14 protein-coding genes are annotated in these 15,745 nt (G+C 63.4%); 8 read left to right on the forward strand and 6 right to left on the reverse strand.

Going from position 1 to position 15,745, the window contains the following annotated elements; all coding sequences use genetic code 11:
• The first annotated feature begins 76 nt into the window (after positions 1-76).
• The 7 genes from ydcS to FFS13_RS12880 all read left to right on the forward strand — a co-directional run bounded on the left by ydcS (position 77) and on the right by FFS13_RS12880 (position 7,304).
• Positions 77-1,237 carry a putative ABC transporter substrate-binding protein YdcS gene (ydcS, locus tag FFS13_RS12850; protein ID WP_137819487.1) on the forward strand — a complete coding sequence of 387 codons (1,161 nt, stop codon included), beginning with the start codon at positions 77-79 and terminating at the stop codon, positions 1,235-1,237.
• A gap of 210 nt (positions 1,238-1,447) precedes the next feature.
• Complete coding sequence (locus FFS13_RS12855) at positions 1,448-2,491, forward strand: ABC transporter ATP-binding protein (protein ID WP_137819488.1); 1,044 nt, start codon at positions 1,448-1,450, stop codon at positions 2,489-2,491.
• A 1-nt stretch (position 2,492) separates the two neighbouring features.
• Positions 2,493-3,443 carry an ABC transporter permease gene (locus tag FFS13_RS12860; RefSeq protein ID WP_137819489.1) on the forward strand — a complete coding sequence of 317 codons (951 nt, stop codon included), beginning with the start codon at positions 2,493-2,495 and terminating at the stop codon, positions 3,441-3,443.
• On the forward strand, positions 3,433-4,242 hold the full coding sequence (locus FFS13_RS12865; protein ID WP_137819490.1) for an ABC transporter permease: 810 nt from the start codon (positions 3,433-3,435) through the stop codon (positions 4,240-4,242). Before FFS13_RS12860 ends, FFS13_RS12865 begins: the two co-directional genes overlap by 11 nt.
• Positions 4,243-4,318: 76 nt before the next feature.
• Positions 4,319-5,743, forward strand: coding sequence for a gamma-aminobutyraldehyde dehydrogenase (locus tag FFS13_RS12870; RefSeq protein ID WP_137819491.1), 1,425 nt, complete (start codon positions 4,319-4,321; stop codon positions 5,741-5,743).
• A gap of 167 nt (positions 5,744-5,910) precedes the next feature.
• Positions 5,911-6,387: an ester cyclase gene (locus tag FFS13_RS12875; RefSeq protein ID WP_137819492.1), complete on the forward strand. Its 477-nt coding sequence runs from the start codon at positions 5,911-5,913 to the stop codon at positions 6,385-6,387.
• 209 nt (positions 6,388-6,596) lie between these two features.
• The gene (locus FFS13_RS12880; protein ID WP_137819493.1) at positions 6,597-7,304 is read left to right on the forward strand and encodes a transglutaminase-like cysteine peptidase; all 708 of its coding nucleotides are present in this window, start codon (positions 6,597-6,599) and stop codon (positions 7,302-7,304) included.
• 54 nt (positions 7,305-7,358) lie between these two features.
• Here the strand turns inward: FFS13_RS12880 and recJ are convergent, their stop codons facing one another.
• Together recJ and FFS13_RS12890 are read right to left on the reverse strand one after the other, a co-directional pair.
• Positions 7,359-9,074, reverse strand: a complete 1,716-nt coding sequence (gene recJ, locus FFS13_RS12885; RefSeq protein ID WP_137819494.1) for a single-stranded-DNA-specific exonuclease RecJ — start codon at positions 9,072-9,074, stop codon at positions 7,359-7,361.
• Positions 9,075-9,200: 126 nt separating this feature from the next.
• The gene (locus FFS13_RS12890) at positions 9,201-9,743 is read right to left on the reverse strand and encodes a YaeQ family protein (RefSeq protein WP_137819495.1); all 543 of its coding nucleotides are present in this window, start codon (positions 9,741-9,743) and stop codon (positions 9,201-9,203) included.
• Between the two features lie 96 nt (positions 9,744-9,839).
• On the opposite strand from FFS13_RS12890, the gene FFS13_RS12895 reads away from it, so the two are divergent.
• Positions 9,840-11,039 carry a CaiB/BaiF CoA-transferase family protein gene (locus tag FFS13_RS12895; protein ID WP_137819496.1) on the forward strand — a complete coding sequence of 400 codons (1,200 nt, stop codon included), beginning with the start codon at positions 9,840-9,842 and terminating at the stop codon, positions 11,037-11,039.
• A gap of 112 nt (positions 11,040-11,151) precedes the next feature.
• On the opposite strand, the gene thrC is transcribed toward FFS13_RS12895, so the two are convergent.
• From thrC to xerD, 4 genes are all read right to left on the reverse strand, one after another.
• A complete protein-coding gene (thrC, locus tag FFS13_RS12900) occupies positions 11,152-12,573 on the reverse strand; it encodes a threonine synthase (RefSeq protein ID WP_137819497.1) in 1,422 nt (473 codons plus the stop codon).
• A gap of 11 nt (positions 12,574-12,584) precedes the next feature.
• Complete coding sequence (locus tag FFS13_RS12905; protein ID WP_137819498.1) at positions 12,585-13,889, reverse strand: homoserine dehydrogenase; 1,305 nt, start codon at positions 13,887-13,889, stop codon at positions 12,585-12,587.
• 112 nt (positions 13,890-14,001) lie between these two features.
• Complete coding sequence (locus FFS13_RS12910; protein WP_137819499.1) at positions 14,002-14,727, reverse strand: DsbC family protein; 726 nt, start codon at positions 14,725-14,727, stop codon at positions 14,002-14,004.
• 93 nt (positions 14,728-14,820) lie between these two features.
• Complete coding sequence (xerD, locus tag FFS13_RS12915; protein WP_137819500.1) at positions 14,821-15,717, reverse strand: site-specific tyrosine recombinase XerD; 897 nt, start codon at positions 15,715-15,717, stop codon at positions 14,821-14,823.
• Between the last annotated feature and the right edge of the window lie 28 nt (positions 15,718-15,745).

The following is a 15,745-nucleotide window of genomic DNA, read 5'->3' on the forward strand; positions in this document are numbered from 1 at the left end:
GAGTACCGCAAAGGAAGAAGCCCGCAACACGACGTTTAACTGCCCCGACCCCAAAAACAGAGAAGAGGGAAACCCAATGTTCGTGCAAAAAACCGCTTTATTGAGTGCGTTGGCCACCGCACTGCTGGCCAGCGCCAGCCTGCAAGCCGCCGAAACGCTGAAGGCCGTCGGCGCCGGCGAAGGTCGCCTCGATATCGTCGCCTGGCCGGGCTACATCGAGCGCGGCGAGACCGACAAGAACTACGACTGGGTGACTCAGTTCGAGAAAGACACCGGCTGCAAGGTCAACGTGAAGACCGCTGCGACCTCGGACGAGATGGTCAGCCTGATGGCCAAGGGCGGCTACGACCTGGTCACCGCCTCCGGCGACGCCTCGCTGCGCCTGATCTACGGCAAACGCGTACAGCCGATCAACCCGGCCCTGATCCCTAACTGGAAAAACCTCGATCCGCGCCTGAAAGACGGCCCCTGGTATGTGGTCAACCAGCAAACCTATGGCACACCTTATCAGTGGGGCCCGAACCTGCTGATGTACAACACCACGGTGTTCAAAACCGCGCCCGACAGCTGGAGCGCCGTGTTCGAGGCGCAAAACCTGCCGGATGGCAAGCCCAACAAAGGCCGCGTGCAGGCCTACGATGGCCCGATCTACATCGCCGATGCCGCGCTGTACCTGAAAGCGACCCGGCCCGAGCTGAAAATCAACGACCCCTACGAGCTGAACGAAAAACAGTATGCCGCCGTGCTCGATCTGCTGCGTAAACAACACAGCCTGATTCACCGTTACTGGCACGACACCACAGTGCAGATGAGCGACTTCAAGAACGAAGGTGTGGTCGCCTCCAGCACCTGGCCGTACCAGGCCAACGCCCTGAAAGCCGAAGGCCAGCCGATTGCCACCGTGTTCCCCAAAGAGGGGGTCACCGGCTGGGCCGACACCACCATGCTGCATGCCGAAGCCAAAAACCCGAACTGCGCCTACAAGTGGATGAACTGGTCGCTGGAACCCAAGGTTCAGGGCGACCTGGCCGGCTGGTTCGGCTCGGTGCCCGCGGTACCGGCCGGCTGCAAAGCCAGCGAACTGCTCGGCGCACAAGGCTGTTCGGTGAACGGCTACGACCAGTTCGACAAGATCGCCTTCTGGAAGACGCCAGAGGCCAAGTGCAAGACCCAGGACCAGTGCGTGCCGTACAGCCGCTGGACCCAGGACTTCATCGCGGTCATGGGCGGCAGGTAAGGATGATCGTTCCCGCGCTCCGGCGTGGGAACGTCTCCCCCGGACGCTCCAGCGTCCATTCGCGCGGGCTGACGCAGAGCGTCGCAGGCTGCATTCCTTTGCCGCGCGTGGGAACGATCGATGCAGTACCCAACACGAACCGTTTCACCCGTTTTCAGAAGTCCAGGCAGGGCCGCTGCGACGGCTTTCGCCTTTTTGGAGCAATGCACCATGACTCTTGCAGTCCAATTTACCCAAGTTTCCCGTCAATTCGGCGAAGTAAAGGCCGTAGACCGGGTTTCCATCGATATCGAGGACGGCGAGTTCTTTTCCATGCTCGGCCCATCGGGCTCGGGCAAAACCACCTGTCTGCGCCTGATCGCCGGCTTCGAGCAGCCCAGTGCCGGCTCCATTCGTATTCATGGCGCCGAGGCCGTGGGCCTGGCGCCCTACCAGCGCGACGTCAACACCGTCTTTCAGGACTATGCGCTGTTCCCGCACATGAACGTGCGCGACAACGTCGCCTACGGCCTGAAAGTCAAAGGCATCGGCAAGACCGAACGCCTCGAGCGTGCCGAAGAGGCACTGAACATGGTCGCCCTCGGCGGCTACGGCGAACGTAAACCGGCACAACTCTCCGGTGGCCAGCGTCAGCGCGTGGCCCTGGCCCGCGCGCTGGTCAATAGACCACGGGTGTTACTGCTGGATGAGCCGCTCGGCGCGCTGGACCTGAAGCTGCGCGAGCAGATGCAAGGCGAATTGAAGAAGCTGCAACGCCAGCTCGGCATCACCTTCATCTTCGTCACCCACGACCAGACTGAGGCGCTGTCGATGTCCGACCGCGTGGCGGTGTTCAACAAAGGCCGCATCGAGCAGGTCGACACCCCGCGCAACCTCTATATGAAACCGGCGACCGCGTTCGTGGCCGAGTTTGTCGGCACCTCCAACGTGCTGCGTGGCGAGTTGGCCCAGCAGCTGACCGGCAGTGCCCGGCCGTTCTCCATTCGCCCGGAACATATCCGCTTGATGAGCAGCCCCAGTCAGGCCCCCAGCGACGAGGTGCAAATCAGCGGTCTGCTGCACGACATCCAGTACCAGGGCTCGGCCACCCGCTATGAGATCCAGCTGGAAAACGGCCAGAACCTCAGCATCAGCCATGCCAACAACCAGTGGCAGGAAAGCACGCTGGTGCACCAGCCCGGCCAGCGCGTCACCGCACGCTGGGCGCGCGAAGCCATGATCCCGCTGCAAGAAACGGCTGGCGAGGGCCAGTGAGATGGAGCTATCGCTGAATGCCCAGGCACCGCGGCCCCGCCATGGCCCGCTGCACCGCCTGTCCAACCTGCTGTATCGCAAGCCGAACCTGTACCTGGCGCTGCTGCTGGTACCGCCGCTGTTGTGGTTTGGCGCGATCTATTTCGGTTCACTGCTGACCCTGCTCTGGCAAGGCCTCTACACCTTCGACGACTTCACCATGACGGTGACGCCGGAGCTGACCCTGGCCAATCTGGTGGCCCTGTTCAACCCGGCCAACTACGACATCATCCTGCGCACCCTGGGCATGGCGGTTGCCGTGTCGCTGGCCAGCGCGATGCTGGCCTTCCCCATCGCCTACTACATGGCGCGCTACACCACGGGCAAGACCAAGGCGTTCTTCTACATCGCGGTGATGATGCCGATGTGGGCCAGCTACATCGTCAAGGCCTACGCCTGGACCCTGCTGCTGGCCAAGGGTGGCGTGGCGCAGTGGTTCGTCCAGAGCCTGGGGCTGCAACCGCTACTCGAATTTATCCTCGGCATTCCCGGCGTCGGCGGCAGCACCTTGTCGACCTCGCACCTGGGGCGCTTCCTGGTGTTCGTCTACATCTGGCTGCCGTTCATGATTCTGCCGATCCAGGCCGCGCTGGAACGTCTGCCACCGTCCCTGCTGCAGGCCTCCGCCGACCTCGGCGCACGCCCCTGGCAGACCTTCGTGCAGGTGATTCTGCCGCTGTCGATCCCGGGCATCGCCGCCGGCTCGATCTTCACGTTTTCCCTCACCCTGGGCGACTTCATCGTGCCGCAACTGGTCGGTCCGCCCGGTTTCTTCATCGGCAGCATGGTCTACGTCCAGCAGGGCGCGGTCGGCAACATGCCGATGGCCGCCGCGTTCACCCTGGTGCCGATCGTGCTGATCGCCATCTACCTCGCCATCGTCAAACGTCTGGGGGCCTTCGATGCACTCTGAAAAAGCTTCTCTAGGCCTAAAACTGGCCGCCTGGGGTGGGTTGCTATTCCTGCACTTCCCGATCCTGATCATCTTCATCTACGCCTTCAATACCGAAGATGCCGCCTTCAGCTTCCCGCCGCAGGGCTTCACCCTGCACTGGTTCAGCGTGGCCTTCGCCCGCGCGGATGTGCTCGAGTCGATCAAGCTGTCGCTGCAGATCGCCTGCCTCGCCACCCTGATTGCCATGCTGCTGGGTACCTTGGCCGCCGCCGCGCTATACCGCCGCGACTTCTTCGGCAAGGAAAGCATCTCGCTGATGCTGATCCTGCCGATTGCCCTGCCCGGCATCGTCACCGGCATCGCCCTGCTCTCGGCCTTCAAGACCCTGGGGATCGAGCCGGGGGTGTTCACCATCATCCTCGGCCACGCGACCTTCTGCGTGGTGATCGTCTACAACAACGTGATCGCGCGCTTTCGCCGCACCTCGTACAGCCTGATCGAAGCCTCGATGGACCTCGGCGCCGACGGCTGGCAGACCTTCCGCTACATTATCCTGCCGAACCTCGGCTCGGCCTTGCTGGCCGGCGGCATGCTGGCGTTCGCCCTGTCGTTCGACGAAATCATCGTCACCACCTTCACCGCCGGCCACGAGCGCACCCTGCCGCTGTGGCTGCTGAACCAGTTGAGCCGGCCGCGTGATGTGCCGGTGACCAACGTGGTCGCGATGCTGGTGATGCTGGTGACCATGCTGCCGATCCTCGGCGCCTATTACCTGACCAAGGGCGGTGAAAGTGTCGCCGGCAGCGGCGGCAAATAACCAAGTACCCCCTCTCCCAAGGGGAGAGGGGCTTAAACAACAGAATTCGTAGAAACCCTAACCAGAGGATTTCGCAATGCAAAGCAAACTGCTGATCAATGGCCAACTGGTCGACGGTGCAGGCGCCAGCCAGCCGGTACTCAACCCCGCCCTCGGCGCCCCGCTGCTGCACATCAATGAAGCCAGCAGCGAGCAGGTCGATGCCGCAGTGCGCGCCGCCGACGCCGCCTTCGACAGCTGGTCGCAGACCTCCCCGAAAGACCGCGCCTTGCTGCTGCTGCGCCTGGCCGACAAGATCGAAGCCCATGCCGAAGAACTGGCCAAGCTGGAATCGGACAACTGCGGCAAGCCCTACGCCGCGGCGCTGAACGACGAGATCCCGGCCATTGCCGATGTGTTCCGCTTCTTCGCCGGGGCCAGCCGCTGCATGAGCGGCTCCGCGGCCGGTGAATACCTGCCCGGCCACACCTCGATGATCCGCCGCGATCCTATTGGTGTCGTGGCGTCCATTGCGCCGTGGAACTACCCGCTGATGATGGCCGCCTGGAAGCTCGGCCCGGCTCTGGCCGCGGGCAATACCGTGGTGCTCAAGCCGTCCGAACAGACGCCGCTGACCGCCCTGAAACTGGCCGAATTCATCGCCGAAATCTTCCCCGCTGGCGTGGTCAACGTGGTCTTCGGCCGCGGCCCGAGCGTTGGCAGCCCGCTGGTGACCCACCCGAAAGTGCGCATGGTGTCGCTGACCGGCTCGGTGGCCACCGGCTCGAACATCATCTCCAGCACCGCCAGCTCGGTGAAACGCATGCACATGGAGCTGGGCGGCAAGGCGCCGGTGCTGATCTTCAACGACGCCGACATCGCCGCAGCGGTGCAAGGCATCCGCACCTTCGGCTTCTACAACGCCGGCCAGGACTGCACCGCGGCCTGCCGGATCTATGCGCAGAAAGGCATCTACGAGAAATTCGTCGCCGAACTGGGCGCCGCGGTCGGCAGCATCAAATACGGCCTGCAGAACGACCCGAGCACCGAGCTCGGCCCGCTGATCACCGCGCAACACCGTGAGCGCGCCAGCGGCTTCGTCGAGCGCGCCGGCGCGCAAGCGCATATCGAGGTAGTCACCGGCGGTAAGGCAGTCCCTGGTGCCGGTTTCTTCTTCGAGCCCACCGTGTTGGCCGGTGCGCGCCAGGACGACGAAATCGTCCAGCGCGAAGTGTTCGGCCCGGTGGTCTCGGTCACCCCGTTCGACGATGAGGCGCAGGCACTGGCCTGGGCCAACGACTCCGACTACGGCCTGGCCTCCTCGGTGTGGACCGGCGATGTCGGCCGCGCCCACCGCCTGGCTGCGCGCCTGCAGTACGGCTGCACCTGGGTCAACACGCACTTCATGCTGGTCAGCGAAATGCCCCACGGCGGGCAGAAGCTCTCCGGCTACGGCAAGGACATGTCGATGTACGGCCTGGAGGACTACACCAGCATTCGCCATGTGATGTTCAAACACTGATCTGAACGCTGCGCACTTGTGCGGGCGTTGTTGAAAACCAGCTCGAACTGCTCACGTACTGCAGTACGCTCCGCGTTCTCGCTGGTTTTCGCCTAGCCCGCCCGGCGCGCGCAACGCTCAGATCGCTCCGATGCGTTCACCCCCAAAAATCAGCTGGAGCAATAACAATGAAAACCACCCTCCGCAGTATCGGCTTCCTCATGCTTTGCACCATGGCCGGCCTGGCCCAGGCCGCGGACGATGCCAAGGCCATAGTCGACGGCTACATGGCCGCCTGGAATGCCCACGATGTGGACAAGGCGGCGACCTTCCTCGCAGAGGATGCCGAGTACCTCGACATCACCGTCGGTACGCCACAGAAAGGCAAAGCCGCCGCCCGCGACAACGTGATCAAGGTGTTCGTGACTGCCGTGCCGGACCTGACCTGGAAGATGACCGGCGCGCCGATCGTCAGCGCCGATGGCATCGCCTTCCAATGGGTGTTCAGCGGCACCAACAGCGGCGCCTGGAGTGCCGAGTCACCGGCCACCAACAAACCGCTGAAGTTCGAAGGGGTCAGTTTCATCCGCATCAAGGACGGCAAGATCGCCTACCAGGGCGACTACTACGACGCCCTCGGCTTCAACAAGCAGCTGGGCTGGTAAAGCCTGCAGCACCAGCCTTCGCCAGTGACTGGCGAAGGCTGGCCGGTTCCCGCCCAACCCGACTGTTCGTCGGCTAAGGGGCGCCATTCAGTGTTCAGCATCACAAACCTGCCCCGGCATTGGCGATTTGTCGCCTTGCACGCCCCACAGGAAGCGGAGTTAAGGTTATAAAGGCCGCCGGCCGTTCGATCCCTTTCCCTGTAAAGACCATGACCCCGCCACGCCTCCCGAAAAAAACCGGCACCCCTTTGTTTGCCCTGCGCGGGCTGCAGACGACGCTCGCCTTGCTCTGTCTGGCTGGCAGCCTGAGCCACGCCGATAGCCCGGCCCAGCAGCCGTCAGCCCTGAGCCTCGCGGTCGGCGAAGCGACGCTCACCAGTTGGAACGCGCTGATCGAGCACGGCACGGCGCTCGACGAGCGTGCCAAGCTGGTGGAAGTGAACGGTTTTATCAATCGCTCGGTCGTTTATGCCAGCGATCGGGCCATCTGGGGCGAGTACGACTACTGGGCGACGCCGGCGCAAACCCTGAGCCGCGGCATGGGCGACTGCGAGGACTTCGCCATCGCCAAATACTTCACCCTGGTGCGCATGGGTGTCCCCAGCGAAAAACTGCGCCTGACCTCCGTCAAAGCGCTCGAACGGTTTCAGGAAGCTCAGGCGCATATGGTGCTGGCCTACTACCCGAGCCCGACAGCCCAGCCATTGATCCTCGACAACCGGCAGGCGCAGATAAAACCGGCCAGCGAACGCCGGGACCTGCTCCCGGTCTACGCCTTCAACAATCGGGGGGTCTTCCTCGCCAAGGCGCCCCAGAGGGTCAGCCAGCCCGCACAGCGGCTGAGCCGCTGGCGCGATGTCAGCGAACGCGCCCTGGCCGATGGTTCACAAGTACCCTTGGCCGCTCTGACCAACTAAGAACCTGTTCAATATCTGCTGCGCTTGCTCATGCTGCGTTAAAAACCCGCGGGCTCAGCGCGGGGCGATATGCGCGATCAGCAGTTGCACGCTTTCATTGCCGCGGTATTCGTTGACGTCGAGTTTGTAAGCCAGCTCGACCCAGCGCACCGTCGGGTTCGGCCACAGCTCGCGGTCGATACCGAAGGCGATACCGTCCAGCTGCAGCGCCCCGCATTCGCTTTTCAGCACGACTTTCAGGTGCCGCTCGCCGACTATGCGCTGCTGCACCAACTGGAACACCCCGTGGAACAGCGGCTCCGGAAAGTGCTGGCCCCAGGGGCCGGCATTGCGCAGGGCGCGGGCCAGCTCCAGGTGAAACTCCTCCACCGCCAGGGCGCCATCGGAGAGCAGCCGGCCGGTCAGATCGTCCTCATCGAGCTGACGCCGCACCTCGGCATCGAAGGCCGCGGCAAAGGCCCCGAAGTGCTCCTGCGGCAGCGACAGGCCAGCCGCCATCGCATGCCCGCCGAACTTGCTGATCAACCCCGGATGCTTGGCCGCCACCGCGTCCAGCGCATCGCGCACATGGAAGCCCGGCACCGAACGGGCCGAGCCTTTCAGCACGCCGTCACCGGCATCGGCGAAGGCGATGGTCGGGCGGTGGTAGCGCTCCTTCAACCGCGAGGCGAGGATGCCGATCACGCCTTGGTGCCAATCCGGCTCGAACAGGCAGAGGCCGAACGGCATGGCCTCGACCGGCAGATCCTTGAGCTGGGCCAGCGCTTCGCGCTGCATGCCTTGCTCGATGGCCTTGCGGTCCTGATTCAGCTGATCGAGCTGTACCGCCATCTCGCGTGCCAGCACTTCGTCGTCACAGAGCAGGCACTCGATGCCGAGACTCATGTCGTCCAGCCGCCCGGCCGCGTTCAAACGCGGGCCGAGGATGAAGCCAAGGTCGGTGGCGGTGATGCGCTCGGGCTGGCGCCCCGCCACTTCCAGGATCGCCCGCAAGCCCGGCCGCGCGCGACCAGCACGAATACGCGCCAAGCCCTGATGCACCAGGATGCGGTTGTTGGCATCCAGCGGCACCACGTCGGCAACGCTGCCGAGCGCGACCAGATCGAGTAGCTCGGCCAGGTTCGGCTCTTGCAGCTGAGTCCGGTTGAACCAGTCCAGCTCACGCAGCCGTGCGCGCAGCGCCAGCAGCACATAGAAGATCACCCCGACACCGGCCAGCGCCTTACTCGGGAAGTCGCAGCCATGCTGGTTGGGATTGACGATGGCGTCCGCCGCTGGCAGCTCATGGCCGGGCAAGTGGTGATCGGTAACCAGCACGCTCAGGCCAGCGGCTTTCGCCGCCGCGACACCTTCGACACTGGAAATACCGTTGTCCACGGTCACTAACAGCTGTGGCTGGCGCTCCAGCGCGACTGCGACGATTTCCGGGGTCAGGCCATAGCCATATTCAAATCGATTCGGCACCAGGTAATCGACATGCGCCGCACCGAGCTGGCGCAGGCCGAGCAGGCCGACCGTGCTGGCGGTGGCACCATCGGCATCGAAGTCGCCGACGATCAAGATGCGCTGACCCTGCTCCAGCGCCAGCACCAGCAAGTCGATGGCAGCGTCGATGCCTTTGAGCTGCCGATAGGGAATCAGCCGCGCCAGGCCTTTATCCAGCTCAGCGGCCGACTGCACGCCCCGGGCGGCGTAGAGGCGGGTCAAAAGCGGCGGCAGATCGCCCAGGTTGGGCAGGGACGGGGGCAGCGGGCGGGGTTCGATACGCATGGACTCACTCGATTTCGGTGCTTTTACTCCCCTCCCCCTTCAGGGGGAGGGGCTGGTGGAGAGGGCAACGCTCTGCGCAAGCCCTCTCCCTAACCCTCTCCCTGAAGGGAGAGGGGATGGATCACCTCAGCCGCGATCACCCATCAACCATTCCAACTGCACCTCATGCTGGCCACGATCGTCGGTGACGAAAATCGTGCCTTCGCTGATCATCACCGCCCAACTGATGCTGCGCGGCATGTCTTTGGCCAGCGCCTCCAGGGCTTCCTGCGGCACGGTGGCGATATTGACGTTTTTCAGCGTCTTGACCGCATCGACCACCTTGCTCTGCCACACGCGCACGCTGCCATAGGCCAGCAGGCTGGTGCGCTCGGTGCGGCGCGAGCACCAGGTCAGGCGATCGACGTCCGGCAGGCCGACTTCGATCCAGTGCAGCACGCGCCCATCCAGGCTCTTTTCCCACAGCGCCGGCTCATCCACGTCGGACAGGCCGCGGCCGAACGCCAGTTGCTCGTTGTACCAGAGGGCATAGGCCAGCAGGCGCACGGTCATACGCTCTTCGGTTTCGGACGGGTGGCGAGCGATGGTCAGACGCGACGTCGCATACACCCCGCGGTCCAGATCGGTGAGATTGAGGTCGACTTTATAGGTCGTGGAAGGCTGGGCCATGAACGGGCTTCTAGGTACGGGGAAAGGCGGCAAGTCTACCCCAAGCGTCCCGTGCAGGTTAGAGTCGCGGCCACTGTCTGATGCACGGGTACACCCATGAACCTTGCCACCAAACCCCTCGCCGGCCTGAAAGTCATCGAGCTCGGCACCCTGATCGCCGGCCCGTTCGCCTCGCGCATCTGCGCCGAGTTCGGCGCCGAGGTGATCAAAGTCGAATCGCCGGATGGCGGCGATCCGCTGCGCAAATGGCGCAAGCTCTACGAGGGCACCTCGCTGTGGTGGTTCGTGCAGGCGCGCAACAAGAAATCGCTGACGCTCAATCTCAAGCACCCGGAAGGGCAAGCGATCCTCAAGAAACTAATCGCCGAAGCGGACATCCTGATCGAGAACTTCCGCCCCGGCGTGCTGGAAAAACTCGGCCTCGGCTGGGACGTGCTCCACGCCCTGAACCCGAAACTGGTGATGGTGCGCCTCTCCGGCTTCGGCCAAACCGGCCCGATGAAGGACCAACCCGGCTTCGGTGCGGTCGGCGAAGCCATGGGCGGGCTGCGCTATATCACCGGTTTCGAGGATAGGCCGCCGGTGCGCACCGGCATCTCCATCGGCGACTCGATTGCCGCCCTCTGGGGCGTGATAGGTGCCTTGATGGCGCTACGGCACCGCGAAGTGAATGGCGGCCAGGGCCAGGTGGTCGATGTCGCGCTGTACGAGGCGATCTTCGCCATGATGGAAAGCCTGGTGCCGGAGTTCGACGTATTCGGCTTCGTGCGGGAGAGGACGGGCAATATCATGCCCGGCATCACCCCCTCCTCGATCCACACCAGCTTGGATGGCAAGCATGTGCAGATTGGCGCCAACGGTGACGCGATCTTCAAACGCTTTATGCTCGCCATCGGCCGCCCGGACCTGGCGGATGACCCGAGCCTCGCCAGCAATGACGGCCGCGATGCGCGCCGTGATGAGCTGTACGGGGTGATCGACCGCTGGGTCGGCTCGCTGCCGTTGGACCTGGTATTGAGCACGCTGAGCAGCGCTGAGGTGCCGGCCAGTCGCATCTACTCCGCAGAAGATATGTTCGCCGACCCGCAGTTTCTCGCCCGCGAGATGTTTCTGTCCGCCAAGCTGCCGGATGGCAAGCCCTTCAAGATGCCAGGGATAGTGCCCAAACTGTCGGAGACACCGGGCTCGGCCGACTGGGTGGGGCCGGAATTGGGTGAGCACAATGCCCAGGTGCTGGAGGCACTGGGTTACAACACAGAACGAATCGCTGCCCTGCGCAGCGAAGGCGCCATCTAACAGCCGATCCGCGTTTTCTTGGGAAGCGAATAACCCAGCTGGGTTTCCTATTTAAAAAGGCCAGCTCCTTCCGGTAGCTGGCCTTTTCTTTTACCGCATCAGGTAAACGTACTTACAGCGGCTTGCCGCGGTTGCCATGCTGGCTGACAAAGCCCTGAATCGCCTTCAAGTCATTGGCCAATACGGTGCAACGCTCTTCCCGCTCGAACAGGTCGGTCAGGTGCGCCGGCAGTACCGGGGCCTGGCCGACACCGGCCTTGACCACCGCCTCGGGGAATTTCACCGGGTGCGCGGTGCCGAGCACCACCATCGGGGTGGCCAGGCTGCGGCGGCAATCGCGTGCGGCTTTGACGCCGATGGCGGTGTGCGGGTCGAGCAGCTCGCCGCACTCCTCGAACACCTGGGCGATGGTTTCGCAGGTTTCTGCGTCGTTAACCGCGAGGGAGTCGAACAGCTTGCGCGCCTCGACCCAGCGATCTTCTTCGACGCTGAAACCGCCGCCCTGTTTGAACGTGGCCATCAGCTCAGCGATAGCGGCGCCATTGCGGCCGTGCAGGTCGAACAGCAGGCGCTCGAAGTTCGAGGAGACCATGATGTCCATCGACGGCGACAGGGTCGGGTGCAGGGTGTCCTTCACGTACTGATTGCCGCTCATGAAGCGGTGCAGGATGTCGTTGCGGTTGGTCGCGACTATCAGCTGGCTGATCGGCAGGCCCATGTTGCGTGCCAGGTAGCCAGCGAAGATGTCGCCGAAGTTGCCGGTCGGCACCGAGAATGCGATGGAGCGCGCCGGGCCGCCGAGCTGCAAGGCGGCATGGAAGTAGTAGACGATCTGGGCCATGATCCGCGCCCAGTTGATCGAATTCACCGCCACCAGCCGCGTGCCTTTGAGGAAGCCTTGGTCGGCGAAGCTGTCCTTGACCATCTCCTGGCAGTCGTCGAAGTTGCCTTCGACGGCGATGTTGTGGATGTTCTCGCCGAGGATGGTGGTCATCTGCCGGCGCTGCACGTCCGAGACCCGGTTGTGCGGGTGGAGGATGAAGATGTCGACGTTGTCGCAACGACGGCAACCCTCGATGGCCGCCGAGCCGGTATCACCGGAGGTGGCACCGAGGATCACCACGCGCTCGCCGCGCTTCTCCAGCACGTAATCGAGCAGGCGGCCGAGCAGTTGCAGGGCGAAGTCCTTGAACGCCAGGGTCGGGCCGTGGAACAGCTCCAGCACCCATTCGTTGCCATTCAACTGGCGCAGCGGCGCCACGGCGTTGTGGGCGAACACGCCCCCGCCTGAAGAATAGGTTTCTTCCAGGATCTTCTTGAAGTCGGCATCCGGGATGCTGCCGGTGACGAACGGGCGCATCACCCGGAACGCCAGTTCGTGGTACGGCAGACCGGCCCAGGAGGCGATCTCTTCGACGCTGAAGCGCGGCAGGTTTTCCGGTACATACAGGCCGCCGTCGCTGGCCAGGCCAGCCAGCAGCACATCTTCGAAATTCAGGGCCGGAGCCTGGCCGCGGGTACTGATATAACGCATATTCTTCTACCTCAGCTCAGTTGCTCGACACGAATCCGTACCACACTGCCGACCACATCGCTGAGGGCTTCCAGGGCGGCGATGGCGTCGTTCATGCGTTGCTCTTGCACGCGATGCGTGACCAGGATCATCGGCACCAGGCCGTCATGTTCTTCGACTTCCTTCTGCATGATCGATTCGATGTTGATCCCGCGCTCGGAGAGGATGGTCGCCACCTGGGCCAACACACCCGGGTGATCCTTGGCCTGGATGCGCAGGTAGTAGGCGCTCTCGCAGGCCTCGATCGGCAGGATCGGGTGGGCGGACAGCGAATCCGGCTGGAAGGCCAGGTGCGGTACGCGGTTTTCCGGGTCGGTGGTCAGCGCCCGCACCACGTCGACCAGGTCGGCCACCACCGACGAAGCGGTCGGCTCCATGCCGGCGCCGGCGCCGTAGAATAGGGTGCTGCCGGCGGCGTCACCATTGACCATCACCGCGTTCATCACGCCGTTGACGTTGGCGATCAGGCGGTCGGCCGGGATCAGGGTCGGGTGCACGCGCAGCTCGATGCCGGCCGCGGTGCTACGCGCCACGCCCAGGTGCTTGATGCGGTAGCCCAGGGCTTCGGCGTAGTTGACGTCGGCGGTGGTCAGCTGGGTGATGCCTTCGGTGTAGGCCTTGTCGAACTGCAGCGGGATACCGAAGGCAATGGACGCGAGGATGGTCAGCTTATGCGCGGCGTCGATACCTTCGACATCGAAGGTCGGGTCGGCTTCGGCATAGCCCAGTTCCTGAGCTTCTTTCAGCACATCTTCAAAGGCGCGGCCCTTCTCGCGCATTTCGGTGAGGATGAAGTTGCCGGTGCCGTTGATGATCCCAGCCACCCAGTTGATGCGGTTGCCGGCCAGGCCCTCACGAATCGCCTTGATCACCGGGATGCCGCCGGCCACCGCGGCTTCGAAGGCGACTATGACGCCCTTCTCGCGGGCCTTGGCGAAGATTTCGTTGCCATGCACGGCGATCAGCGCCTTGTTCGCGGTGACCACGTGCTTGCCATTCTCGATGGCCTTGAGCACCAGCTCGCGGGCGATGGTATAGCCACCGATCAGCTCGATGACCACCTCGATCTCGGGGTTGCTGGCAACCTCGAAGACATCCTGGGTAATGGGTGTACCGGTAATGTCGCACTGGGGGTTCTGCGAGCGCAGGGCAATCTGCGCCACTTCGATGCCACGCCCAGCACGCCGCGCGATTTCCTCGGCGTTGCGCTTGAGCACGTTGAAGGTACCGCCACCGACGGTACCCAGCCCACAGATGCCTACTTTGACCGGTTTCACACTGAACTCCCCATCTGCACTGCGTAAAACGGCCGGAGCAAGCTCCGGCCGTAGAAAAGAGCCGCACCTTACGAAGCGGCTCTCTATTAGTCAATCCAGCGCCAGGCGCGGATCACTTAGCCTCTAGCGCTATTTTGGCCAGTTGCGGGGCTGGCTGATAGCCCGGAATCAGTTGGCCGTTAGCCAGGACGATGGCCGGAGTGCCATTCACCCCAATCATCTGCCCCAGTTGGAACTGCTTGGCCACCGGGTTTTCACACTGCGCGGCTGGCAGTTCTTCGCGACTCTTGGCCAGGTTCATCGCCGCTTGGCGGTCCTTCGCGCACCAGACGCTGACCAGGGTGTTGTAACCGTGGCTACCCAAGCCCTGCCGCGGGAAGGCGACATAACGCACTTCGACCCCCCGACGGTTCAGCTCCGGCACTTCGCTATGCAGCTTCTGGCAGTAGCCGCAGTCGGTATCGGTGAACACGGTGATATGGGTTCTCGGAGCTTTCGGCGCAAACACCACCATCTCGCTCAGCGGAATCGCATTGACTTCCTTGGCGATGGAGCGGCTTTCGGCTTTTTCCGTCAGGTTGACCGCCTCACCGTCCTTGAACTGGAACAGATAGCCTTGAATGATGAACTGGCCATCGGCACTGGCATACAGCAAACGCCCGCCCTTCAGTTGAATCTGAAAGAGACCGGGCATGCTGCTTTCCGCAATCGCCTCGATTGCCATGTCAGGTTGCAGCGACTGCAGGGTCTTGCGGATGGCCTGATCGGGATCGGCAGCCAGAGCCAGAGTGCTGGCCAAGCCGAGGGCTACGGCGGCGAAAATTCGGGTCACGCGCATGGGTACTCCTGTCGAGCGGCGGACGGTACAGCAGTGGACGAAGCCTACCATAGAAGCCTTTGCAGGCCGACCGCAGCAGGTCGGACGGGCGTCTCAGCCGCGCGGGTGGTGTTGCGCGTGCAACTCCTGCAGGCGTGCCCGGGCGACGTGGGTGTAAATCTGCGTGGTCGACAGATCGCTGTGGCCGAGCAGCATCTGCACCACGCGCAGGTCCGCGCCATGATTGAGCAGATGCGTGGCAAAGGCATGCCGTAAGGTGTGCGGCGACAGCGATTTAGCGATCCCGGCGACCTTGGCCTGATGCTTGATCCGATACCAGAAGGTCTGTCGGGTCATCTGCTCGCCTCGCTGGCTGGGGAACAGCACATCGCTCGGCTTGCCATCCAGCAGAAAGGGCCGCGCCTCGCGCACATAGCGCTCGACCCAGACAATCGCCTCTTCACCCAGCGGCACCAGCCGCTCCTTGTTGCCCTTACCAAAGACCCGCAGCACACCTTGGCGCAGGTTGACCTGCTCCAGGGTCAGGCTGATCAGTTCGGTCACCCGCAAACCACAGGCGTACAGCACTTCGAGCATGGCACGGTCGCGCAGGCCGATCGGCTCGCCGAAATCCGGAGCCGCCAGCAGCGCTTCGACATCGGCCTCGGATAAGGATTTAGGCAGCGGCCGCCCCAGTTGTGGCATTTCCACCTGCAAGGTCGGATCGGTCGCGATCAGGTTTTCCCGCAGGAGAAAACGGTAGAAGCCGCGCAACCCGGAGAGAAAGCGCGCGGTAGAGCGGGCCACATAGCCGGCATGCAGACGCCAGGCCAGGTGATCGAGGATCACCTCGCGGCCGGCTGCCGGCAATTGCAGGCCACGCTCCTGCAACCAGCCGTTGAAGTGCGCGAGGTCGCTGCGATAGGCCGAACGGGTATGTTCTGACAGACCCTTCTCCAGCCATAGGGCATCGAGAAAGTGGTCGATCAGTGGATGGTCGATAGCAGGCATGCGAACCAGACGGCGGCATTCGGTTTGC

This window comes from Pseudomonas sp. 2FG, assembly GCF_005502935.1.
Lineage (GTDB): Bacteria > Pseudomonadota > Gammaproteobacteria > Pseudomonadales > Pseudomonadaceae > Aquipseudomonas.